Annotated in this window: 17 protein-coding genes; 12 read left to right on the top strand and 5 right to left on the bottom strand. The window is 66.9% G+C overall.

The features are described from left to right. Positions 1-5: 5 nt before the first annotated feature. Together AB5J56_RS04350 and otr(A) are read right to left on the bottom strand one after the other, a co-directional pair. Positions 6-656 (bottom strand): DUF4230 domain-containing protein, encoded by a 651-nt coding sequence (locus AB5J56_RS04350; protein ID WP_369230198.1) that lies wholly within the window; start codon positions 654-656, stop codon positions 6-8. A 91-nt stretch (positions 657-747) separates the two neighbouring features. Further along, on the bottom strand, positions 748-2,667 hold the full coding sequence (gene otr(A), locus AB5J56_RS04345; protein ID WP_369230196.1) for a tetracycline resistance ribosomal protection protein Otr(A): 1,920 nt from the start codon (positions 2,665-2,667) through the stop codon (positions 748-750). Positions 2,668-2,915: 248 nt separating this feature from the next. On the opposite strand from otr(A), the gene AB5J56_RS04340 reads away from it, so the two are divergent. Beyond that, complete coding sequence (locus AB5J56_RS04340; protein WP_369230194.1) at positions 2,916-3,869, top strand: ribose-phosphate diphosphokinase; 954 nt, start codon at positions 2,916-2,918, stop codon at positions 3,867-3,869. An 89-nt stretch (positions 3,870-3,958) separates the two neighbouring features. Next, a complete protein-coding gene (gene tuf / locus AB5J56_RS04335; RefSeq protein WP_369230192.1) occupies positions 3,959-5,152 on the top strand; it encodes an elongation factor Tu in 1,194 nt (397 codons plus the stop codon). Between the two features lie 29 nt (positions 5,153-5,181). Here the strand turns inward: tuf and AB5J56_RS04330 are convergent, their stop codons facing one another. Next, a complete protein-coding gene (locus AB5J56_RS04330) occupies positions 5,182-8,586 on the bottom strand; it encodes an ATP-binding protein (RefSeq protein ID WP_369230191.1) in 3,405 nt (1,134 codons plus the stop codon). A gap of 1,380 nt (positions 8,587-9,966) precedes the next feature. On the opposite strand from AB5J56_RS04330, the gene AB5J56_RS04325 reads away from it, so the two are divergent. Genes AB5J56_RS04325 through AB5J56_RS04290 form a run of 8 tightly spaced genes read left to right on the top strand, consistent with a single transcriptional unit; the run spans position 9,967 to position 19,825 of the window. Next, entirely contained in the window at positions 9,967-11,895 is a 1,929-nt protein-coding gene (locus AB5J56_RS04325) for a GMC family oxidoreductase (RefSeq protein ID WP_369230189.1), read from the top strand. Next, positions 11,892-13,004, top strand: a complete 1,113-nt coding sequence (locus AB5J56_RS04320; RefSeq protein WP_369230188.1) for a ferritin-like protein — start codon at positions 11,892-11,894, stop codon at positions 13,002-13,004. The genes AB5J56_RS04325 and AB5J56_RS04320 overlap by 4 nt, the downstream gene beginning before the upstream one ends. Further along, positions 13,001-13,522, top strand: coding sequence for a hypothetical protein (locus AB5J56_RS04315; RefSeq protein WP_369230186.1), 522 nt, complete (start codon positions 13,001-13,003; stop codon positions 13,520-13,522). The genes AB5J56_RS04320 and AB5J56_RS04315 overlap by 4 nt, the downstream gene beginning before the upstream one ends. Then, positions 13,519-14,433: a myo-inosose-2 dehydratase gene (iolE, locus tag AB5J56_RS04310; RefSeq protein ID WP_369230184.1), complete on the top strand. Its 915-nt coding sequence runs from the start codon at positions 13,519-13,521 to the stop codon at positions 14,431-14,433. Before AB5J56_RS04315 ends, iolE begins: the two co-directional genes overlap by 4 nt. Before the next feature lie 2 nt (positions 14,434-14,435). Continuing rightward, positions 14,436-15,431, top strand: a complete 996-nt coding sequence (locus AB5J56_RS04305; RefSeq protein ID WP_369230182.1) for a sugar phosphate isomerase/epimerase family protein — start codon at positions 14,436-14,438, stop codon at positions 15,429-15,431. 30 nt (positions 15,432-15,461) lie between these two features. Then, positions 15,462-16,277, top strand: a complete 816-nt coding sequence (locus tag AB5J56_RS04300) for an MBL fold metallo-hydrolase (protein ID WP_369230181.1) — start codon at positions 15,462-15,464, stop codon at positions 16,275-16,277. 19 nt (positions 16,278-16,296) lie between these two features. Next, a complete protein-coding gene (locus AB5J56_RS04295; RefSeq protein WP_369230180.1) occupies positions 16,297-17,952 on the top strand; it encodes an alpha-keto acid decarboxylase family protein in 1,656 nt (551 codons plus the stop codon). Between the two features lie 34 nt (positions 17,953-17,986). Continuing rightward, positions 17,987-19,825 carry a glycoside hydrolase family 15 protein gene (locus AB5J56_RS04290; protein WP_369230179.1) on the top strand — a complete coding sequence of 613 codons (1,839 nt, stop codon included), beginning with the start codon at positions 17,987-17,989 and terminating at the stop codon, positions 19,823-19,825. A 28-nt stretch (positions 19,826-19,853) separates the two neighbouring features. Here the strand turns inward: AB5J56_RS04290 and AB5J56_RS04285 are convergent, their stop codons facing one another. Together AB5J56_RS04285 and AB5J56_RS04280 are read right to left on the bottom strand one after the other, a co-directional pair. Continuing rightward, on the bottom strand, positions 19,854-20,234 hold the full coding sequence (locus AB5J56_RS04285; protein WP_369230177.1) for an anti-sigma factor antagonist: 381 nt from the start codon (positions 20,232-20,234) through the stop codon (positions 19,854-19,856). A gap of 277 nt (positions 20,235-20,511) precedes the next feature. Further along, positions 20,512-20,940 carry a MarR family winged helix-turn-helix transcriptional regulator gene (locus tag AB5J56_RS04280; protein WP_369230175.1) on the bottom strand — a complete coding sequence of 143 codons (429 nt, stop codon included), beginning with the start codon at positions 20,938-20,940 and terminating at the stop codon, positions 20,512-20,514. Positions 20,941-21,044: 104 nt separating this feature from the next. On the opposite strand from AB5J56_RS04280, the gene AB5J56_RS04275 reads away from it, so the two are divergent. Then, the gene (locus AB5J56_RS04275; RefSeq protein ID WP_369230173.1) at positions 21,045-22,502 is read left to right on the top strand and encodes an aldehyde dehydrogenase; all 1,458 of its coding nucleotides are present in this window, start codon (positions 21,045-21,047) and stop codon (positions 22,500-22,502) included. A gap of 25 nt (positions 22,503-22,527) precedes the next feature. Continuing rightward, entirely contained in the window at positions 22,528-23,634 is a 1,107-nt protein-coding gene (locus AB5J56_RS04270; protein ID WP_369230171.1) for an NAD(P)-dependent alcohol dehydrogenase, read from the top strand. Positions 23,635-23,647 lie beyond the last annotated feature (13 nt).

Below are 23,647 nucleotides of genomic sequence, written 5' to 3'. Positions count from 1 at the left end.
CGCGCTCACGCGCCGTAGGTCACGTTCACCTCCTTGAAGCCGAGGGAGCGCAGCAGCCCCTGGAGCATGCCGGTGGTGTTCACCTCGGCGCGCGAGGTGAGCCGGCTGTCCTTCGCGGCCTCGCCGATGTGCCGGGCGGCGAGGCGCTGCACGGCCCGCTCGTCGTTCGGGTTGTCGGAGAAGAGATCGCCGAGCCGGTTGAGGAGCCCCCGCTGCTTGGAGACGGCGTACGAATGGTCCGGGTCCAGCGCGGGCCTGCCGAGCGTCGCGTGCGGCAGCCGCAGCGTGGCCGACGTGCGGTCGTCGTTGACCGTCACGTCCTTGTCGCCGAGAGTGCCCAGGTCCACGTATGCCTCGACCGTGCCCGCCCCCACGTACAGCGTGCGGCTGCCGCGGATCGCGTCCGGCAGGTACTTCGCGTCCTTCTCCAGATCCACCACCACCTGGAAGTTGCCCGAAGCGGCGTCGTAACGGCTCATGTCCTGGATCGACTTGAGGAGCGCGGGACCCGAGCGGTCGTGCGTGTCCTCGCCGAACACATCGTGCAGACCCACGTCAAAGGCCAGCCGCAGTCCGGCGAAGATCACTACGAGCACCAGTGCGACGGCACTGAGAACCTTGGCCCAGCCGGGCACGCGCTTGATGGACGTCGTCATGTCGACGGTCCTCCCTTCCTGCCGCCCGAGTGCCCCCCAATTCCCGTGCCAGGCAGATCGGTTGACAATTCATGGACCGCCCCGGGGCGCGTCAGCGCGCGTGCGGCGCCCGCACGGCGCGGTCGCCCGACGGGCGCGACCACCACACGCCCTCCCCGCGGGTCAGCCCCGGCAGCCGCAGTTCGACCTCCCGCACCTGCCGGGCCGGAATCTCCCCGGTCACCGTCCAGGCCGTACGTCCTCCCGTCGTCTCCCGGAACTCCGCTCCCCGCACGGCGAGTTGGGCGGTCACCGGGGACAGCGCGTCGAGCGGAAGCTCCACCTCGAAGGCGTGGGACGGCTCGTACACGAGCGTCCCCGCCCCCTCCAGAGCGCGCCGCAGCACGAGCGGAGTGAGCCCGCGGAAGTCGGCGGCCGTGCTCAGCGGTCCGACATAGCCCGAGCGGACGAGCGTGACCCGGCAGTCCGTCACCGCCCAGCCGTGCAGCCCGTCGAGCAGGGACGCGTGCACCGTGTCCTCGATCGCCTGGTGGAACGCCCGGGGCAGGGCGCCGAGTTCGGTCTCGTACCCGAACACCGTGCCGGAGCCGACCGGTCCCGGCTCGACCCGCAGTCCCACCGTCGCCCAGAACCCCGTGTGCCCGTGCCGCTGGATCTCCTCGACCGCCTCACCGATACCGCTCGGTCGCTCCAGAAACCGGACGCGGCTCGGTTCGAAGTCGGCCTCGATGCCGAAATCCTGCGCCAGAGTGGCCGCGAGGACCTCCTTCTGCACCTCCCCGTACAGAAGCAGCGAGGTGCCGCCGGACGCGGTGGGCCGGGCGTGCAGCAGCGGGTCCTGGTCGGCGAGGGTGAGCAGCGCGGAGCGCAGCGCCGCCGCCTGCTCGGCGCGCCGGGCCCGCACCAGGGTCTCCAAAGTCGGCGCGGCGAACTGCGGCGCACGGCCGGTGACTTCGCCGAGCCGGTCGCCTACACGGATCCCGGCGACACCGCGCAGCGCGGCGATGTTGCCCGTGGTCAGCGAAGCCGCCCCGGGCCGTCCGACCACGTCGAGGTCCATCGCCCGCCCGGACACCCGGACGGTGCGCCCGTCGGCCTCGCGCCGGACGAAGCTCAGCCGCTGACGTCGCGTCACTTCACCGTCGTACAGCCGCAGATACGCGGTCCGCTCGCCGCCCGGTCCCGGGCGGACGGCGAAGACCGTGCCGCGCGGTGGGACCGGGGAGCCGTCCGTCGTGGGGCCGGCGGGCGCCGGTTCGCTCACCTCCGCCACCTCCGCTGCGCCGGAAGCCAGCCGGACCAGCCCCGCGACGAGTTCGGGGACTCCCTGGCCGCCCAGCGCCGACCCGAAGAAGACCGGGTGGGCGGAGCCGTCGGCGGTCCGCGCGGCGAGTGCGGCCCGCAGCCGGTCCTCCGTCGGCGCGGGACCGTCCACGACCGCGGCAAGGACGTCCGCGTCGACCTCGGCGAGCGTGGAGAGCGCCGGCTCGTCCAGCGCGCGCGGCACGACCCGGGCGTGCGGAGTGCCGATGTCGCGCACACCCGTCAGCGGGACGACGTACGGCGTCAGGCGGCGCTCGATCTCGGAGAGGAGCTCTCGCTCCCGCGCCCCCGCCCGGTCGATCTTGTTGACGAAGACGAGGGTGGGCAGGCCGAGCCGCCGCAGGGTCTTCATCAGGACCCGCGTCTGCGCCTGGACGCCCTCCACGGCGGACAGCAGCAGCACCGCACCGTCCAGGACCTCCAGGGCGCGCTCGACCTCGGCGATGAAGTCGGAGTGCCCCGGGGTGTCGATCAGGTTGATCTGCACATCGCCGAGGGTGAACGCGGCGACGGCCGAGCGGATGGTGATGCCGCGCTGCCGCTCGATCCGCCCGTCGTCGGTGCGGGTGTCACCCGTGTCGACGCTGCCGAGCCGGTCGATGGCGCCGCCGTCGAACAGCAGCCGCTCGGTGAGGCTGGTCTTACCGGCGTCGACGTGGGCCAGAATTCCGATGTTCAGGGTGTGCATGCGTGGTCGAGTCCTCGAGAACAGTCGTCCGATGGGGGCGCTGAGAAGTTCCGAGGAATCGGCGCATTCGGTTCTCCTGGTTCGAGTGACATCGGGTTACATCGAGTGACATCGAGGGGCTCGGGGCCGCGCTCATCATGCCGTGACCCGGGCGGCCGCCCGCAACCGGTTTTCCGCTGTCAGAGCGCCCGGGCGCGCCCAGTAGCATGAGCCACGCATCCCCGGTCGCGATCATGCGAGGAGCCGTCGTGCGTGACATCGCCGTGTTCAGCGGTAGTGCCCATCCCGAGCTGGCGGCGGAGGTCTGCACCCATCTGGGGGTGCCGCTCAGCCCGACCCGGGTCAGCAGGTTCGCCAACGACTGCCTGGAGGTGCAGCTCCAGGCCAACTGCCGCGAGCGTGACGTGTTCCTCGTGCAGCCGCTGGTCAAGCCCGTACAGGAGCATCTGGTCGAGCTGCTGCTGATGTGCGACGCGGCCCGGGGCGCGTCGGCCGGGCGGATCACCGTGGTCATGCCGCACTACTCGTACGCCCGCTCGGACAAGAAGGACGCGCCGCGGATCTCGATCGGCGGACGGCTGGTCGCCGATCTGATGGTGGCGGCCGGGGCGAGCCGCGTCCTCGCGATGACCCTGCACTCCCCACAGGTGCACGGCTTCTTCTCGGTGCCGGTCGACCATCTGCACGCCCTGCGCGAGCTGGCCACCCACTTCCGCGGCTACGACCTGTCGCGGACCACGGTCGTCTCGCCGGACCTCGGCAACGCCAAGGAGGCGGCCGCCTTCGCCCGGATGATCGGCGCCCAGGTCGCCGCGGGCGCCAAGCAGCGGTTCGAGGACGACCGGGTGAGCATCAACTCCGTCATTGGCGAGGTCACGGGGCGGGATGTCATCGTGCTCGACGACGAGATCGCCAAGGGCAGCACCGTCCTGGAACTCCTGGATCGGCTGCGGGAGTTGGGGCCCCGGTCGATCCGAGTGGCCTGCACCCACGGGCTGTTCGCGGCCGGTGCGCTCAAGCGGCTGAGCGATCAGCCCGACGTCCTGGAGATCGTGTGCACCAACACCGTGCCGATCCCGCGCGAGGAGCACACCGAGAAGCTGCGGATCCTGTCCATCGCACCGGCCCTGGCCGAGGCCGTGCGGCGTATTCACAACGGCGAGTCCGTCAGCGCCCTGTTCGACGCGCCCCCGAGCGAATAGACAGGAAGTAGCGAAGAGCCGGAAAGCGAAGAGCCGGAAAGCAGCGAAGCAACGCTCGGCGTCACCCAAGGTGATCAGGAGGGTTTGCAGTGGCCAAGGCGAAATTCGAGCGGACCAAGCCGCATGTCAACATCGGCACCATCGGTCACATCGACCACGGGAAGACAACGCTCACGGCGGCCATGACGAAGGTGTTGCACGATCGGTTCCCCGACCTCAACCCGTTCACGCCCTTCGACCAGATCGACAAGGCGCCCGAGGAGCGCCAGCGCGGCATCACGATCTCCATCGCCCACGTCGAGTACCAGACGGAGAACCGGCACTACGCGCACGTCGACTGCCCGGGGCACGCGGACTACATCAAGAACATGATCACCGGAGCCGCGCAGATGGACGGCGCGATCCTCGTCGTCGCGGCGACCGACGGCCCGATGCCGCAGACCAAGGAACATGTGCTGCTGGCCCGGCAGGTCGGCGTCCCGTACATCGTGGTCGCGCTCAACAAGACGGACATGGTGGACGACGAGGAGATCCTCGAACTCGTCGAGCTCGAGGTGCGTGAACTGCTGACGGAGTACGAGTTCCCCGGCGACGACGTCCCCGTGGTCAGGGTCTCCGCGCTCAAGGCCCTGGAGGGCGACCCGCAGTGGAGCGCGTCGATCCTCGAACTCCTGGAGGCCGTGGACACCGCGATCCCGGAGCCGCAGCGTGATGTCGACAAGCCGTTCCTGATGCCGATCGAGGACGTGTTCACGATCACCGGCCGCGGCACCGTCGTCACCGGCCGCATCGAGCGCGGTGTGCTCAAGGTCAACCACGAGGTCGAGATCATCGGCATCCACGAGCAGAAGACGAAGACGACCGTCACCGGCATCGAGATGTTCCGCAAACTGCTCGACGAGGGCCGGGCCGGCGAGAACGTCGGACTGCTCCTGCGGGGCGTGAAGCGCGAGGACGTCGAGCGTGGCCAGGTGGTCATCAGGCCCGGCTCGGTGACCCCGCACACCGAGTTCGAGGCGCGGGCGTACGTCCTGTCGAAGGACGAGGGCGGCCGGCACACGCCCTTCTTCGACAACTACCGCCCGCAGTTCTACTTCCGCACGACGGACGTGACCGGGGTCGTGACCCTCCCCAAGGGCACCGAGATGGTCATGCCGGGCGACAACACGACCATGCTCGTGGTGCTGATCCAGCCCATCGCGATGGAGGAGGGGCTGAAGTTCGCCATCCGTGAGGGCGGCCGGACGGTCGGCGCGGGTCAGGTCACAAAGATCCTGAAATGACTCGCTCTCCGTCCTGACGGAGGGAGTCCTCAGAGGAGGTGTACGTCCTCGTCGGTGGTCTTGCGGTTCCGGTTGGCCATCTTTTCCCAGAAGGCATGCAACTCCCTCACGGGGATGCTCACCCATGGCGCGGTGTGCCGACTGACGGCTGGCAGGTGCCAGCGGAAGCGGCTGTGCAGGAGCGCCTGTTGCTGCCGGCAGAACAGCTCTGCCATCTCCGTCTGTGCCTTTCCCGCCTGAGGGGGATAGGGGCACAGACGGAACTCGCACGGGGACAGGCAGGTGGTGTGGGACTCGTCCCTCTCGGCCCGGCCGACACTGCGTTCGGGGTGGAGCCGACTGCGGTCATGGGTGAGACAGTGCGGGAGGTCGTCCCTGTTCGCAAGTTTCAGACGTTGCTCGATGTCGTCCGGATTTCCGTTGCCCTCGGTGAGATTGAGCATGACCAGTACGTCCGCGAGAAGGCGTTGGGCTCGTGGATGCAGGATGCTCCAGCCGACGGACGGGGCGATCCACAGGTTGTGCTTCCGGTAGCGCTCCGGATCGGCCGGGGTGGAACCGACGTTGTCGATGGCCCCGTTCTCGTCGATCCAGATGAACCGCTCGGGGTGTCCTGTCTCCAATGCCAGGGTGACCAGATCGCCGGCTTCGGCGACAAACGGGTGGAGGACCTTTTCAGCATGGCGTTGGTGCGTGGCGCCGATGGGGGCCGGGGGCTCGTGCGCACTGCCCGCCAACGTGAGCCACCGGGTGACCGACCTCATGGGCTCCAGGGGACTGCGGGATGCCAGGTCGCCGTCCGTCCCGAGGTCGTCGGCCCGTGGCGGGGGATGGCGGCGATGCCCGTTCGCCGCGCCGGACCTGGTGGTGCGGCCTACCGTGTCGGGAAGCTCCCACAGACACAGCGCATGGAGCAGACTCACCTGGGCGTACCAGTAGCGACTGCAAGTGAGCATCTTCTCCGCCTGCTTCACCAGGTAGGCCCGGGTCTCTTCGTAGGCGTCCGGGTGCCGTCTCCTGCGGTTGGCCGCGTTCTTGAAGCCCTGGGCCAGAGCGTTCTCCAAAGAGAGCGGCATGAGCGGGTTCTCCTGGCCTGGTGTGGTGGTCAGGCCGCGCAACCAGAGGCCCAGCCGCTCCTTGGCCTCGTCACGGTACTTCTCGGAGACAGACCCGACGACCATGGGAACGAGCCAGGCCCGGAGGGAGAAGTGGCGCCACCATGTGGTGCGGCTCTGCTCGTACTCGTGCACGAGCCAGTCATGCTTCCGCCGGCTCTTTTCCGCCGCCTCGGGGTCGGCAGCAGGGGTCGAATTCACTTCCTCGAGCCAAGCGGTGTAGTCGCGGTCAAGCTTCTGCTTGGCGTCACGGATCTTCTGCAAATACTGGGATATGGGATCGGTTCCGAGGGGGAACTCCGCGCGCAGGTCTTGGAAGGCCGCATCGCCGCCGGCAGCTATCTGATGTGAGATCGCGATCCGGACAGGATGAGAGGGCTCATGTGTACCGATTTGGAAGAGGTGCCTGTAGGGAAGGGGTGGTTGCACAGGCTCCTTCCCTGAGCGCGGACGACTCCTCTTGCTGCGACGGTCCCGTTCGCGCAGAGCGGCTCCGAAGCACCGCAGCAACCGCAGCTTCGCATCCTCGATGGTCCGCTGGTCGCCCCTGATATCAAGGTTTGCCCATTGTTCGTCGAGGTCCTGGGCCAGCTTGTCCTGTATCGGCACCGGATCGACGGAATCTATTTCGAGGGCTGCGGCGTACAGGTCGAAGTACTTGGCGTCGTGCCGGTTCGCTGCCGCATCACAGAGCATCTCGGACAGTCTCGGCGGCGCTCCATGACTGCTCTGGGCACGAGGAGTTGTGTGCGACACGGTGGACGACTGGGTGGTGAGGGGATGATCTGCCCGGTGACGTGAGAGCAGCACCAGAGCGATGAGCAGTTCCCGGGACGGACCAGGGCTGTGCAGCGCCGGTTCGATGACCGCGTAGATCTCGTCGTCTTCCATCTCCCGCAGCACGCGGAAACCCAGATATGCCTGGAGGATGCTGTGCGGAAACCGAACCTTGTTCTCGCAGCCGTACACGAGTCCGAGCAGCTGTCCGTTGGCGGTGTATCTCGCCAACTCGGTACGACACTCGATGGGGTATTCCAGGGTGTTGAGCCAGGGCGTCGACCTGCCCATTCTTCGGCTCAATACGCTCCATATCGCGTCGCGTTGTGCCGGGGAAATGACAGGGCGGGTCCCATGCTGATGGGCACTGCCCGGTGGTTCCTCGTGATTGCCCTGAGATTCTCTGCGGCTACGAAGATCGTCCACGTGTGCGCTGACGAAGTCGTCGAACGTCACCTCGATACTGTCCTGCAACAGTCCGAGGCAGGCCAGTGCCGACACGACCCACATGGTTTCCCGACGTTCCTCGCGATCCATCACCAACTCGTCGAATATGCGGCCGTCTTCTATGGCCTGACGGTAGGTGTTCAGAAGCCCGAGTCTGAGAGTGGGGCAGTCGTCGCTGCGTGTGTCCAGACGGTCGCCTTCCTCACGGAGGGTCAGATGTTCCAGCAGCCCGCACTGCTGGAGCAGACGGGCGATCCGTAGGTAGATCGGCGAATCCGTGACCTGGGCGGTCTCCACCAACCAGTCGAGGCGGCGCTCGTCCAGCTCACCGGGTTCTCGTATCAGATATTCCAGGGCCGCTTCTTCGCTCAACGGTTCCAGCCTGGCGATCGCGGCCCGGGTGCCCTCCAGTGGTGCGTGGGGGCGCGAGGCGATGACCAGGGGCAGCTTCTGGCGATCCGCTCGGTCTATCGCCCGTCGGATGATGTTGTCGCGGTCCTCCTGGTACTTCTCGTCGAGGAGGGCCTCTTCCAGGCCGTCGGCGATGACGACGGCCTTGTCGTCGAGTCTCAGCTGACGCCATGTCTTGTCGATGTTGCTGCCGGCGAGCACTCCTTGGTCCGCTTCTTCCATGAAGCGGCGCCGTGCCATTTCCTCGAAGTCGAGCTCATCGCCGCCCTTCATGTCGCGCAGATTTATGGGCACGGGAACGGCGGACTGCTGTGCCAGCATCCGAGTGAGTTCCACCAGGACGGCTGTCTTGCCGACGCCGACGCCGCCGACGAGCAGATAAGGCTTGCGGGTTTTCCGATTGCGGAGTGTCTGGGCCATCACCTGGGACAGCTGGCGGCGCCCGACGATCCGGTTGACGAGGGTTCCGGCCGTGGGGACCAGATCATGTGGGCGCGTGCGCGCCTTGTCGACGAGCGGCTTCTTGGTCTTGTGATACCAGTAGAGAAGGAAGAACGCCAGCAGTAGGGAGCCCGTCAGAACAGGGCCCACGATGTGGTTTACGGCGTCGAACCATAGGGAGTCGAGCACGCTATGGAACGGATCTTCCTCGTCCTTCACGAAATCGTAAATGGCCAGTCCCACCCAAGCGAAAAGCAGAACCGTCCCGATGAGAGCGTAGGCACGCAGCAGGGGGCCGAGGGAAAAAGCCGACGGGCGCCAACTGCGATTTGGGACGATGCTCCTGCGCGCCTCCCTTTCAGTCCTGAACCTACGCCATCTTCTGCCCACTGCCCCTGAGAAACGGGACCACCACCGTCTCGGATACAACGTGTACCAGGGGGCGCTGTGTGGCCGTTCCTTGCCTTTCGGATGACGGATGACCTTGGTGGGCATGAGGTCCGTTCCCTCCGCGCTGCACATCATTGGCGGGACGTCGTACGGACGTCGAGTGTTGGTGTGAAGGGAGGCCCGTGAGTTGAACTCGTGGTGCCGCGCATCACCTGTGCGTTCCTGGCTCCACAAGGCCACCGCGCGATATCGCCGCCCCGCGTCGAGGGCATCTGCCTCGCGTTCGAAAATCGGCTGCACGTATGCCTTCATTTCCATGAAAGCACTCGGGGGGTAGACCGCAACACGGTCGCCGGTGGGCGGTCGGGAACGACGTCACTGAAACCTTCTCATCCCGATCACCGTGCGGTCTCGATGGCGTGACCTACTGCGGGAGTGGCCGAGGTCTCAGTCCGGTGGCGCCATCGGGTGCGACCGACATGCGAGTTGGCCGCCTCTCGGCACTGACGATGCCGACCTCGCGTCCGTGGCCGGGCCCTGGCGCTGAGCTGCGCCCGGGAACGGGTTCTGACGCTCAATCAGGTCACCGCAACTCGTCCGGTCGAGCGAAGTCCCGTGACTGCCCGCGCACCCTGCCGGCCAGCCACGCGCGTGGCTCAGCAGAGGCCTGGCACACCCGTGCGGCCGTCAGCGTGCGGCGGTGGGCAGGTCGTGTTCCAGGGCGACCGAGTCGGCCTGGGGTACGGGCCCGCGGCCCACTCGGCGATCTTGAGGGTTCGCGCGTATCGTTGGTGACGCGGCAGTGGTCTGCGTGCCAGGTGTTACCAGCAGCAATACCAACCCGCAGCTTGACCATCGAAGTTCCTATGAACAATCTGCGCTCTCTTGTGCGCCGTCCATCCTGCTCGCTCGCGCCGGAATCCCAAATATCCGTGGCGGCAGCCCATGGACACATTTGATTCCAACCCTTCCTTTCCGCGTGACCAGGGCGCCGACCGCCGACCGGATCCGATAAATCCGCTCGAAAGGCAACGGAGTTCAGAAATGCCCGAGTCCATCACGCACCACGTGCGCGCCCGCACCAATCGGCCCACCGACGCTTCCCGAGCGCGGGCGAGCGTCCGGGCCTCCTTGCTGGTGACGCCATGGGCCGTGTGACCGTGGCCGACCGACTCGAATCCTGGCTGCCACGCCGGTCCCGGCTGCGCCTGGCAGCAGAAGAGTGAGGGCCCCATGTACGAGAAGTTCCCCGAGGGGGCGACGAAGAGCACCGACCCCGTTGCGGCGGCAGACGTTGTCTACGACGCCGTCATTGTCGGCGGCGGGATATCCGGTGCCCTCATCGCCTTGAGGCTGAGCGACGCCGGCAAGAGAGTGCTGATACTCGAAGCGGGCCCGGCGGAGGACCTGACCCTGAGGGGTTACGAGGACTACCTCAACCGGTTCTACTCGGCTATCAGCAAGGACAACCAGGCCCCCTACCCGGCCATCGCCAACGCCCCGATGCCCCGCGGCACCGACGCACGGCGCATCACCCCGGGTGCGCCGGACGCCTCGACCTACATCGTCCAGAGCGGGCCCCTCGCCACCGATACCACCTATACGCGGGTCCTCGGCGGCACCACCATGCACTGGGAGGGCAAGACGCTGCGGATGCTGCCCGAGGACTTCCGGATGCGGACGCTCTACGGCGAGGGGTCGGACTGGCCGCTCACCTACGAGGACCTCGCCCCGTACTACAACGAGGCCGAACGCGAGATCGGCGTCTCCGCCGACGTGGAGGACCAGGCCTACCTCGGGATCACTTTCGACGACGGCTACGTATTCCCCATGAAGGGCCTGCCCCTGTCCTACCTGGACCAGATGGTCGCCAAGGACGTGGACGGGATGCCGGTCGAACTCGATGGAGAGCAGCGGGAGTTGAGGGTCCGGCCGTTCCCGCAGGGCCGTAACGGGGTACCGAACCCGGCCTACGACGGCGGGAAGGGCTATGTGCCCCAAGGGGCAGTGAGCGCGTACCAGGTCGAGGTCGGCGAGCGGTGCCAGGGCAACAACAACTGCGTGCCCATCTGCCCGGTGCAGGCCAAGTACAACGCCGGCAAGACCCTCGCTGTGGCCCTCCGCAGCGGCCGGGTCGACCTGGTGGCCCAAGCGGTGGCCTACAAGGTGCACATCGACGAGCACACGCGCCGGGTGACCGAGATCGAGTACCGCCGCTACGACCGGCCCGACAGTCCTGGCTTCACCACGATGAGGGCCCGTGGCCGGCTGTTCATCCTGGCCGCCAACGCGGTGGAGAACCCCCGGCTGATGCTGGCCTCCGGCCTGCACGGTTCCAATGGCCTGATGGGGCGCAACTTCATGGACCACGCCTACCTGTTGGCGTGGGGCCTGCTGCCAGAGGTGGCCGGCACCTTCCGCGGGACGATCTGCACGGGCGGCATAGCCGACCTGCGCGGAGGCCGCTTCCGCAGCCGCCAGGCGGCGTTCACCGTCGACATCCACAACGACGGCTGGGGCTGGGCCCGGGGCGCGCCGATGACCGACCTGATGGACCTGGTGGATTCCGGTGGCCGCTATGGCGAGTCCCTCCGCCAGGGCCTGGTGGACCGGGTGTCCCGCCAGCTTCAGCTGGCGTTCATGGTCGAGGTCCCCGCCAGCCCGAGCAACCGGGTCACCGTGAGCCCGGACTTCACCGACCAGCTGGGGAACATGCGGCCCGTCCTCACCTATGACATCCCCGAGTACACGATGCGGGGGGTGGCGTACGCCCGGCAGTTGTCGAGACGGATATTCGCCCGGCTGGGGGCCGAGGACCATACCGCGTACAACCCGAACTTCTGGGGCTACGCCGTCCACGACGGTGAGGGGTACGAGCTCCGCGGGGGCAATCATCTCGCCGGCACCCACGTGATGGGCCACGACCCGTCGACCTCGGTGGTCAACGCGGATCAGCGGTGCTGGGACTACGAGAACCTCTACATGGTCGGCGGGGGAAGCATGCCCACCGTGGGCACGTCGAACGTGACGCTCACCGTCGCCGCCCTGTGCCTGCGCAGCGTCCGGGCCATGCTGGCCGAGCTCGACTCCCAAACCGCACCGGTCAACGTTGCCTTCGACCGGCGTCACGCTGCGCCGACCGCAGAGGAGGTGGCCCCATGATCGCGTCGACCATCGAGAACCGTGACGACCTGCTCAGCTACCTGAACGCGGCGATGGCGCTCGAGCACGCGACCATCCCGCCGTACTTGACCGCTTACTACTCCATACACTCCAGCACCAACTCCGACGCCGCCCATGTGATCCGGGTGACCGCGGTGGAGGAGATGCTGCACCTGACCCTCGTCGCCAACGTCCTGAACGCCATCGGCGGGAAGCCCGACCTGACCCGCCCCGGCTTTGTGCCGCGCTATCCGGCCTACCTGCCCGACGGGGAGGACGACTTCACCGTCGACCTGCGGCCGTTCTCCCCCGAGGCGGTGGAGACGTTCTGCAAGATCGAGCGGCCGGGCAAGGCTCCCAGCGCAGACTCGCGCCTGGTGAAGACACCGGACAGCAGGACCCGGTTCCTGGTCTCCAGCCCCACGGCCCAGGAGCTGCGCTTCTACAGCATCGGTGAGTTCTACGAGGAGATCATCGAAGGGCTCGAAAAGGTGGCGGCCAACGACCCCGCGCTCTTCTGCGGGGATCCGGCCCGTCAGGTGGGGCCCGAGTACTTCTACTCCGGCGGCGGGACGATGATCGTCGTCTCCGACCTGGACTCGGCCCAGCAGGCGCTCCGCTTCATCGCCGGCCAGGGCGAGGGCCTCGATTCAGGCATATACGACGCGGACGGGGAGCTGGCCCACTACTACCGGTTCCGGCAGCTGCAGCTCGGGCGCTACTACCAGGTGGGCGACCATCCTGACGCACCTTCGGGGCCTTCGCTGAGCATCTCCTGGGACGATGTGTACAAGGTGAAGGTGAGTGTCCGGCTGGCCGATTACCCGGCGGGATCGGAACTCGCCCGTGTAGCCCAGGACTTCAACGCCGAGTACGGGGCCTTTCTCGCCCTGCTCACGAAGGCGTTCAACGGGCAGCCAGGCCTCTTGCAGGAGAGCGTCTGCGAGATGTTCCGCCTGCGCGACGGGTTCAACCGGCTGGTGTGCAATCCCCTGCCGGGCAGCGACGGCCTGCACGCCGCTCCCACCTTCGAGATTCCGGCCGGTGTCGGGTCCGATGCGCACGCCTCGCCGGATTCCGGCGAGACAACTGAGGCGGTGACGCGATGACCGCCCCGTCGTTGGAGGAGTTCCTCCTCCTGTCGGTCGACCTCACCGCCTTCGAGGAGACCGATCTGCTCGGCACCGGCATGGCCTACGACTACTTGGCGAAAGTGCGGGCCGCCTGCGGCGACGAGGTCGTCACCGCCCTTCTGGACGCCCACCGGGCAGTCCGGGCCGATGCCGGTGACGCCGCAAGCCGTGCCCGTGCGCCGCTCGACGGGGATCTGTTCGACCGGGCCCTGCGCCATCGGATTTTCAGCGACGACCGGCTCGGCCCGGTGGCCCGCAATGTGATCAAGCTCTGGTACGCGGGGATGTGGTACGCGCTGCCGCCCGATTGGGTCGACCACTATGGGCCCCATACAGCCGCAGAAACCTCCACGGTCACCGCTGCGGCCTACCAGGAGGGGCTGCTGTGGCGGGCCATCGGGGCCAATCCTCCCGGTGCCAAGGCACCCGGATACGGCTCCTGGGCTCAGCCACCCCGCATCGCGGACCGCTACCTGAAAGGGGCGACAAGATGACGGATCTGGCTGAACGCCTCAGTCCGGACAAGGTGAAGCTCGGCGTCTGCTGCACCTTGTGGTGGAACGACGACTTCCCCACCCTCGACGCCGGTATCTCCTTCGGCCAGGCCGTGAGCGAGATGGCGCTCGCCGGCTTCCAGGGCTGCAGTATCGGGCACAAGTACCCTTCGGACGCTGCCGGACTCAAGGCCGCCCTCGATCTCCGGGGCCTGCGGGTGTCCGAGCCCTGGACGAGCACGTACTTCACGATCGGCAATATGCGGCAGAAGACGATCAGCGCCTTCGAGGAGACGCTGGCCCATCTCAAGGCGCTGGGCGGGACCGAGCTGGTCGTGGCGGAGTTCGGCGCTTCGTCGCACCTGCTCCCCGTGGACGTGTTCGCCAACCGCCCGGTCTTCACCAACGCCCAGTGGGACGCATTGACATCGGGCCTGGACGAGCTCGGCAAGATCGCCGGCTCGGCCGGGATGAAGCTCAGCTATCACCACCACATGGGCACGGGCGTCATGACCCGGGCCGACATCGACCGGCTGATGGCTTCGACCGATCCGGACCTGGTGCACCTGCTGCTCGACACCGGCCACATGGCCTTTGCCGGCGACGATCCGCTGGAGGTGGCACGGGCCTACGCCGACCGCATCGGCCACGTCCATATGAAGAGCATCCGGCCCGAGGTCGTGAGCCGGGTGCGCGAAGAAGGCCTGTCGTTCCAGGAGGCCATCGAGCTCGGCGTCTTCACCGTGCCCGGAGAGGGCGCGATCGACTTCCGGCCCATCCTCGAAGCGCTGGCCGACGCCGATTACCAGGGGTGGCTGGTCGTGGAGGCGGAGCAGGATCCGAACAAGGCCATCCCGCTCGAGTACGCCAAGAAGGCCCGCGCCTATCTCGCCGACGTCTTGGGGTGGTGACGATGAACGCGACACTCGGACGAGACGTGTTCTTCAGCTTCTTCATGTTCACGGCTGATCTGCGGCCACAGGACACGCGGTACACGCGGACCCTGATCAACCACCTGAACGCCCTGACCGACATGGGCTACGACGGCTTCGACGTGCATATCGCCGCCCAGCCCACGACCGTCGATCACAAGCTCGAGGTCGACTGCTACATCGGCCTCAAGAAAGCATTCGAGAAGGCAGGGCTGGGGGAGGTGAAGTTCACCACCAACGTCGGGACCACGCGGACCTTCGACCCGACGTCACCCTACGAGGAGCAGCGCAGGCAGGCCCTGTCCTACCTCAAGTCACGCGTCGACATCACCCGGGTCCTGGGCGGCGACTCGATCATGTCCGGGCCGTTCATCTACCCCTACGGGGTCTTTCCGGTCACGGACACCGATGAGCAGATCTGGAGCGACGCCCTGCAGGACTGGATGAAGCCGCGCTACGACGCGGCGCGTTCCGTCTTCGAAGAGCTGTTGGAGTACGCCGCAGCGCGAGAGGTGAGGCTCGCCGTCGAGCCCGTCAAGAGCTGGGAGACGCCGCCACCCAACATGGTCTCGGAGGTACTGGACTTCCTGGAGGGCCTTGAGCACCCCCAGGGTGGCGTAACGATCGACACCGCGCAGGTCGTGATGGAAAGCCAGGGTCCGTCAGTGCTCAAGGAGAATGTCGCGCGAGCGACACAGCAGGATCGGCTCTACTACGTCCATATATCTGCACCCGACCGGGGTGCGGTGAAGGACAGCTGGATCCCGTGGCACATCATCTCGAAAGAGATCGAGCCGGTCTATCACGGGCCGTACCTGATCGAAGTGTTCAACGCCATCCCGCCGTTCGACAGCTCTATGCGCATGGCACGCCGGCGTTTCTGGCGCCCCGGTGAGGATGACCCGGTGCCCGACAGGGACAGCGCCTACGACGTCGCGAGGGCTGCGTTGGAGGAACTGCGAAAGCAGACCACATAACCTCGGAGAGGCCTCGAAATGCTGGCTCAGGTGTCAGATCCCATCATCATGGTCGTGAAGAAGACGGGTGACGTCCGTATTCACACCTTCGTGGCGTCCTTCGCGGACAACAACATTGCGAACGCCACGCATATCATCGAAACCAGGAATCAGCTGGTTCTCGTCGACGGACAGTTCCTCGCCCCATATGCGAGGGCATTCAGGGATTACGCGGACAGCCTGGGCAAGCCGATCGAAAGGCTGTACCTCTCTCACCGGCACCCTGACCACTGGTTCGGTCTGGGGACTGCGTTCACCGACATAACGATCTACGCGTTGTCCGAGACCATGACCTTCATCCACGATCATGGGGAAGACTCGAGAAGCGACCACTGGAAACTCGGTGACCTCGCCCCGGAAGAAATAGTCGTTCCCAAACAAGTGGCCGGTCCCGGTGAAGAGACCATCGACGGGGTCAGGTATGTCTTCGACCGTGTGACAGATACCGAAATCGATTTCACCCTCGCCATCAGGCTCCCTGAGGTGGGCGTGTATTTCGCTCAGGACCTGGTCTACAGCGGTACACATCTGTACCTGACGAAACACATGGACCACTGGGCTCGGGTGCTGCAAGAAATGTTGGCATCGGACTACGAGTTGTTCATGCCGGGCCACGGCCTGCCGGCGGACAAGAACGAAGTCGCTCGCAACGTCGAGTACCTTTCTGCCGCTCGGCAGGCAATCGGTAACGGGCTGACAGGCGACGCCTTCAAGGAGTTCATGCTCCAGCGGTATCCGGAACGGAAGTGCCCGGGGATCTTCGACATATACATGCCCCGGCTGTTCGGTGGCGCGAGCGACTACTGACCACGGAGGTGCTCCAATCATGAACGAGGGCTGCACTGTAGGACGGTACCTGGTAGACCGGCTCCGCCAACTTGGGTTGGAGCACCTGTTCGCAATAGCTGGCGACTATTCGATAGAATGGTTGAACCGGTACGTCGCGCCCAACGGCATCCAAGTCATCGAGGAAGTCAACGAGGTAAACGCCGGTTACGCGGCGGACGGATACGCAAGGCTGAAGGGAATCGGCGCCCTCTGCGTCACCTACTCCCCAGGTGCACTGTCTGCCGTGAACGCTGTGGCGGGTGCCTACGTCGAGAAGGTGCCGCTTGTGCTGATCAACGGCACACCGAGCATAAAGAAGACCATCACCTTCGAGCAGACCGGCTTCAGCGCGCATCATTTCATCAGTGGGCGTGAAACGGATCTTCAGTCGTTCGAACACCTGACGGTCGCAGCCATACGGATCGAGAATCCGGACCTCGCACCGACGCTGATAGATTACGCACTGACGCGGTGCATAAGTGAACGGCGCCCGATCTATATCGAGCTGCTCCAGGACATGGTCGACATGGAGTGCGAGCCGCCGACGGGTGTTCTGAAGCCGGCCAGGGCCCTGTCGGATGAGACCAGCCTGGAACAGTCGGTCGCGCAGATCTGTGCACAGCTCGAAAGCGCCGAGAATCCGCTCATCTGGCTTGGCGTGGAGATCGACCGGCTCGGCCTTCAGGACAAGGCCATGAGGCTGATCCGGCAACTGAACGTCCCGTTCGTCACGGAACTCCTCAGTAAGGCCGTGCTTTCCGAAGACGATGGGCTCTTTGTCGGCGTGCTCGACGGCCAGGCATCATCGACGGCCGTGACGGATCTGGCCAGCAAAGCTGACTTCATACTGGCTCTCGGTGTGTGGCTGACAGACATCAACTCGCTGGGCTGGGACCCGGACTACGAAAAGACCGCATTCGCGTCGTTCGACGCGGTCAAGTTCGGAACCTATTTCGGTGGCCAGGTCGCGCTGGAGCACCTGATCGACCGCATCCTGGCGGAAAAGATTGCGCCCAAAGAGCGGGAACTGCCGAAAAAGCCGGCTCGCAGCGTGCCGACCGTGGGTGAGGCCGATGTCATCACATACCAGGGGTTCTACAACTTCATCCAGCAGTACATCGACAGGAACACCATCGTCGGCGCCGACGCGAGCATGAACTACTTCGGGAGCCTGCTGCTCGATGTGCCCGGCCCGGGAGGGTTCATCGTTCAGTCGTCCTACTCGTCGATAGGTTACAGCGCGCCGGCCGCGACGGGTATCTGCCTGGCGAAGAGCTCCGACCAAAAGGTAATCGTCTTCTCGGGTGACGGCGGCTTCCAGATGACCGCTCAATGCCTCTCGACGCAGACTCGGTTTGGGCTCGATCCTGTCATCTTCGTCATCGACAATGGCGTCTACGCCGTGGAGCAGTGGCTCGCCGATGCGGCGGTATTCCATTCCGACCAGCCGTTCTACAAGCCCTGCGTGCTGCACCGGTGGAATTACAGCATGCTGGCAGAGGTCTTCGGTTGCCAGGGGTGGGAAGTCGGCACGTATGGAGAGCTGAGGGATGCCGTGAAGGGTGCACTGGAGAACTCGAGCGGCCCGTCCATCATTCAGGTGCGAGTGCCTGATAAAACGATCCCCGACAATGCGAAGTGGAAGACCCAGTAGCTGGGTGAATCGCACACCGAAAGGGGCGCCTCTGATGGACGACTACCCACTGATAGAGAACCACGGTCTCATCGGCGATCTGCAGACCGCGGCGCTGGTGACCACCGAGGGCGCGGTCGACTGGTTCTGCTCCCCGCGGTTCGACTCGCCGAGTGTCTTCGGGGCGCTGCTGGACAAGGAGAAGGGCGGGCACTGCACGGTCCGTCCGGCGCACTGGACCCATGCGACCAAGCAGTTGTACCTGCCCGACACGGCGATCCTGGTGACCCGGTTCATGACCGCGGCGGGCGCCGGTGAGGTGGTCGACTTCATGCCCGTGACCGGGACGACGGCCACCCCTCGCCACCGGCTGGTGCGTCTGGTCCGCTGTGTGCGCGGCACCATGACGTTCCAGGTGGAGATCGCTCCGCGGTTCGACTACGGACGCAGCAAGCACGAGTTGCACATCACCCCGCACGGAGCGGTCTTCGCCGCGGAGGACGGCACGGAACTCACCGTGCACCCCATCCGCGAACCGGAGGACGAGCGGCTCATCGACGTGCTCACGAACCAGGATGCCGACCTGCACCTGTCGCTGACGCTGCAGGCCGGTCAGCAGCGTGGGCTGGTTCTGGAGATGGGCGCCGAGGGGCCACCCGCCGAGGTCCGCCTGGACGCATACCAACAGCTCTTCGACGAGACCGAGGCGTTCTGGCGCTCCTGGCTGGCGCAGTCGCGCTACGCAGGACGCTGGCGCGAGATGGTGGAGCGTTCCGCGATCACGCTGAAGCTCATGACCTTCGCGCCCAGCGGCGCCTTGGTGGCGGCCCCGACGGCGGCTCTCCCGGAGCAAGTGGGCGGCGAACGCAACTGGGACTACCGCTTCACCTGGATCCGTGACGCCTCCTTCTCCGTGTACGCCCTGCTGGGGCTGGGCTTCACGGAAGAGGCCCGGGCGTTCATCGGCTGGCTGAGCGACCGGGTCAAGGAGCGGGCCGGCAGCGGCGGGAACACGGGCCCGCTCAACATCATGTACAAGGTCGACGGCTCGTCCGACTTGGACGAGCAGATCCTCAACCACTGGGAGGGCTACGCGGGCTCCGCGCCGGTACGGATCGGCAACGGCGCCGCGACGCAGCTCCAACTGGACATCTACGGCGAGGCGCTGGACAGCATCTACTTCGCGCACCAGCACGGACTCCAGATCGGGCATGGGGGATGGACCTCGATGCGCGCGAACCTGGACTGGCTGGCCGACCACTGGGACCAGGCGGAGGAGGGGATCTGGGAGACCCGCGGCGGGCGCCAGGACTTCACCTACGGCCGGGTCATGTCGTGGGTGGCGTTCGACCGCGCTCTGCGCCTCGCCGAGTCGAAGGGCTGGCCGTCGGCGGCCGGACGGTGGCAGAAGGAGCGGGACGCCGTCTACGAACAGGTCATGGCCAAGGGGTGGAACGAAGAACGCCAGGCCTTCGTCCAGCACTACGGCAGTGACGTATTGGACTCCTCGCTGCTGCGCATGGGGACGGTCGGGTTCCTCAGCGCCGAGGACCCGATATGGGGATCGACCCTGGATGCCATCGATCGGGAACTGGTCAGCGACAGCCTCGTCTACCGCTACAACCCGGGGGCCTCGCCCGACGGCCTGCGCGGCTCGGAGGGCACCTTCTCGCTGTGCACGTTCATGTACGTCGACGCCCTCGCCCGTGCGGGGCGGACGGACATGGCACGGCTGGTGTTCGAGAAGATGATGGGGTACGCCAACCATCTGGGCCTGTACTCGGAGGAGATCGACCTGACGGGCCGCCAACTGGGCAATTTCCCACAGGCGTTCACGCATCTCGCCCTCATCGACGCGGCCCTCACCCTCGACAAGGCGCTCGACGGTCGGTAGCCCGGGGCCGGTTCACCCGACGGATGCACTACGAATGGATTCCGGTGGCTTCCGACCGGCCGAGTGCCTCGTCGAGCGACGCCGACGGCGGCAGCAGGCCGGCGAACCCGGTCACCTTGAGGAGGCGCAGTGTCAGCGGGTGGGTGCAGACGAGGTGCAGATGTCCGCCCCCGGCCAGGACGCGGCGCCTGGCCCGGAACAGCAGGCGCAGTCCGGAGCAGTCGAAGAATTCGATGGGCCGCAGGTCGATCACGAGCTGCGGCGCCGGGCGCCCTGTCGCGGAGTCGAGGAAGGGGATGATCTCCAGGGCCGCGCCGATGTCGATCTCGCCGTGGAACTCGAGAACGGTGTGACCCCGATGTTGGTGTACGCGCAGATGCCGCGTGAGCGGTGCAGGATCGCTCTGCACGACGACATCGCCTCCAACCGGCTGCTGACCCACGCCTGGTGGCAGGGCCCGGGAGTCACCGGGGGCCGGGGTGACGATATCCAGAGATCCTAGACACGTCACTGGGGTGCCGGTGGTTGCAAAACCGTTCCTTGTTCTGCAAGTTACCCTCGTTGGGATGAATTTCAGCATGTTCGATTGACATATGTCTTCGATTTGCGCTGCGAGTTGGCCGGCAGGATGTGGGCTGTTGTTCCGCGCGATGGGCCCGGCTCGGCCCGTGAGTCGTGTGCGGGAGCTACGACAGCGCGTGCCAGGCCCTGGACAGTGCCCCGCGGAACTGGTCGGTCTGGTGGGCCGTGAGGTCGCGGACCATGCGTTCCTCCAGCTCACGCACCGGCTCGGTGAACCGCGCGAGCAGTTCGCGTCCCTCGTCGGTGAGCAGGATCAGCAGTTCGCGCCGGTTGCGTGGGTTGCGCTCGCGGCGCACGAGCCCGCGGTTCTCCAGGGAGCGCACCAGGTCGGCCATGGACTGGGCGGTCACGAACGAGTCGCGCGCGAGCTGGGCCGCCGAGAGGCCGTCGTGACGCTCCAGCACGGTCAGCGCGGTGTACTGCAGTGCGGTGATCCCCGCCGGTTTCACCAGCTCGTCGAGGCGTGCGCGCACGACGAGCTCCACCTGCTTGACCATGTAGAGCAGTGACGGGGGTGCCTTGGTGACGACCATGGGTTCACCCTAGACCATTGACAGGAAACCTGTCTGTAATGAGACTGCGGACAGACAGGAATCCTGTTTGTTGAAATCTTGGCGAACAAGCTGAGGAGTGGGCAATGACGACCACCTTCGAGAGTGAGCCCGGGCGGCTGTTCATCGGTGGACAGTGGCGCGAGGCGGCCGACGGCGCACGGACGGACGTGATCGATCCGTCCACCGGCCAGGTGGTCGCGAGCGTCGCCGAGGCGGGCGCCGTCGACGTCGACGCCGCCGTACGCGCCGCACGTGACGCCTTCGACAACGGGCCGTGGGCCCGGCTGAGCGGCCGCGAGCGCGGTCGCGTCCTGCGCCGGGCCGCCGAGCTGATCCGTGCGAACGTCGACGAGATCGCCGCCCTGGAGAGCCTCGACGTGGGCAAGCCCATCTCGTTGTGCCGCCCCGTCGACGTGCTGACCGCGGCCGACGAGTACGAGTACTGCGCCGCGCTCGCCCAGACCCTGGACGGTGCCACCCGTGACACCCCGCTCAACGCCTTCGCGTACACGCGGCGCGGCCCCCTCGGTGTCGTCGCCGCGATCACGCCCTTCAACTTCCCGCTGATCCTGTCGAGTTCGAAGCTCGCCCCGGCGCTCGCGGCCGGCAACACCGTCGTGCACAAGCCCGCCGACGAGACCCCGCTCAGTGCCCTGTACATGGCCCGGCTCCTCCAGGACGCGGGTGTCCCGGACGGTGTCGTGAACGTCGTCACCGGCGCGGGCCCGGTGGCGGGCGAGGCGCTGCTGCGCAACCCCGGCATCGACAAGGTCGCCTTCACCGGCTCGACCGCCATCGGCCGGCACGCGGCGAGCATCGCGGGGGACGCGCTCAAGCCCGTCACCATGGAACTCGGTGGCAACGCGGCCCACCTCGTCTTCGAGGACGCCGACCTGGACAAGGCGATCGGCGCCGTCATCAAGGGCTTCGTCTTCAACACCGGGCAGTTCTGCATGGGCGGCCCGCGGCTGCTGGTCGCCCGCCCGCTGTATGACACCGTGGTGGGCATCCTCGCCGGCGCGGTCGCCGGAGTGCCCGTCGGCGACCCGCGGGACCCCGAGACCGTCGTCGGACCGATGGCGGGGGAGAAGCACCTGCGCAAGGTCGAGGAGTACGTCGCACTCGCCCGCAAGGAGGGCGGCCGCATCGTCTGCGGCGGTGAGCGTCTCGACCTGAACGGTGGCTATTACTACAAGCCGACGGTGATCGCGGACCTGTCCAACGACTCCCGCGTCGTCCAGGAGGAGATCTTCGGCCCGGTCCTCACCGTCCAGCCCTTCGACTCCGAGGACGAGGCCGTCGCACTGGCCAACTCCACGCCGTACGGCCTGGCTTCGGGCATCCAGACCACCAACCTGGCCCGCGCGCACCGCGTCGCCGACCGGCTCCAGGCGGGCATCGTCTGGATCAACGACTGGGCGATGCTCGACCCCGCGGTGCCCTTCGGCGGGGTCAAGGACTCCGGCTTCGGCCGCGAGTACGGGCCCGAGGCGCTCGCCGCCTACACCAAGGTCAAGTCCGTCGTCGTCTCGCTCGACTGAGCGCCCTCGCCTAGGAGTTCATGCGATGTCCCTCACCACCCGCGCAGCCGTCGTCGAGTCCGGCGGAGCGCCCTTCACCCTCGCCGACGTGGAGCTCGACGCGCCCGGTCCGCACGAGGCCCTCGTCCGCATGGTGGCGACCGGCCTGTGCCACACGGACCTCGGGGTCGCGAGCGGCGGCCTGCCCTTCCCGCTTCCCGGCGTCCTCGGCCACGAGGGCGCGGGCGTCGTCGAGGCCGTCGGCTCGGCCGTCACCGGCGTGGAGGCGGGCGACCACGTCGTGCTGTCCTTCACCTCCTGCGGCGGCTGCCGCAACTGCCGCGACGGGCACCCCGCGTACTGCGCCGCCTGGCTGCCGCTGAACCTGATCGGCGGCCGTCGCGCCGACGGCACCAGCACCATCAGCCGCGACGGGCAACCGCTCGGCGGCCACTTCTTCGGTCAGTCCTCCTTCGCCGAACGGGCGTTGGTGGACGAGCGCAGCCTGGTCAGGGTCGACCGGGACGTACCGCTCGAGTCCCTCGCACCGCTGGGCTGCGGGGTGCAGACCGGAGTCGGCGCCGTCTGGAACGTCCTGGCGCCGCGCGTCGGCGACACCCTTGTGGTGCTCGGCGCCGGAGCCGTCGGCCTGTCCGCCGTGATGGCCGCCGCGCTGACGCCCGCGACGACGATCATCGCCGTCGACAGGGTCGGCGAACGCCTGGCGCTGGCCAAGGAGTTGGGCGCCACCCACACCGTCAACGCGGGCGAGGCCGATCTCGGCGAGACCCTCGCGGTCCTGACGGACGGCCGGGGAGCCGACGGTGTCGTCGAGACCACCGGCAGCGTCGCCGTGCTGCGCCAGGGCGCCGACGCCCTTGCCGCCCGCGGCACGCTGGTCGTCGTCGGCGCCCCGCCCTTCGGCACCGAAGTCGCCCTGGACGTCAACGGGTTGCTGCCCGGCAAGCGGATCGTAGGCCTCACCCTCGGCGACAGCGAGACGCAGACCCTCATCCCGGCCCTGGTCAAGCTGGTCAAGGACGGGCGGCTTCCGCTGCACCGCCTGATCGGCACCTATCCGTTCGCGGACATCGACCAGGCGGTACGGGACATGAGCGCGGGCAAGACGATCAAGCCCGTGCTCACGTTCTGATCCCGCTGATCAT

The organism is Streptomyces sp. R21, from assembly GCF_041051975.1.
GTDB lineage: Bacteria > Actinomycetota > Actinomycetes > Streptomycetales > Streptomycetaceae > Streptomyces.
The sequence above is the reverse complement of the archived record's forward strand: the minus strand, read 5'-3'. Positions and strand labels throughout refer to the sequence as shown.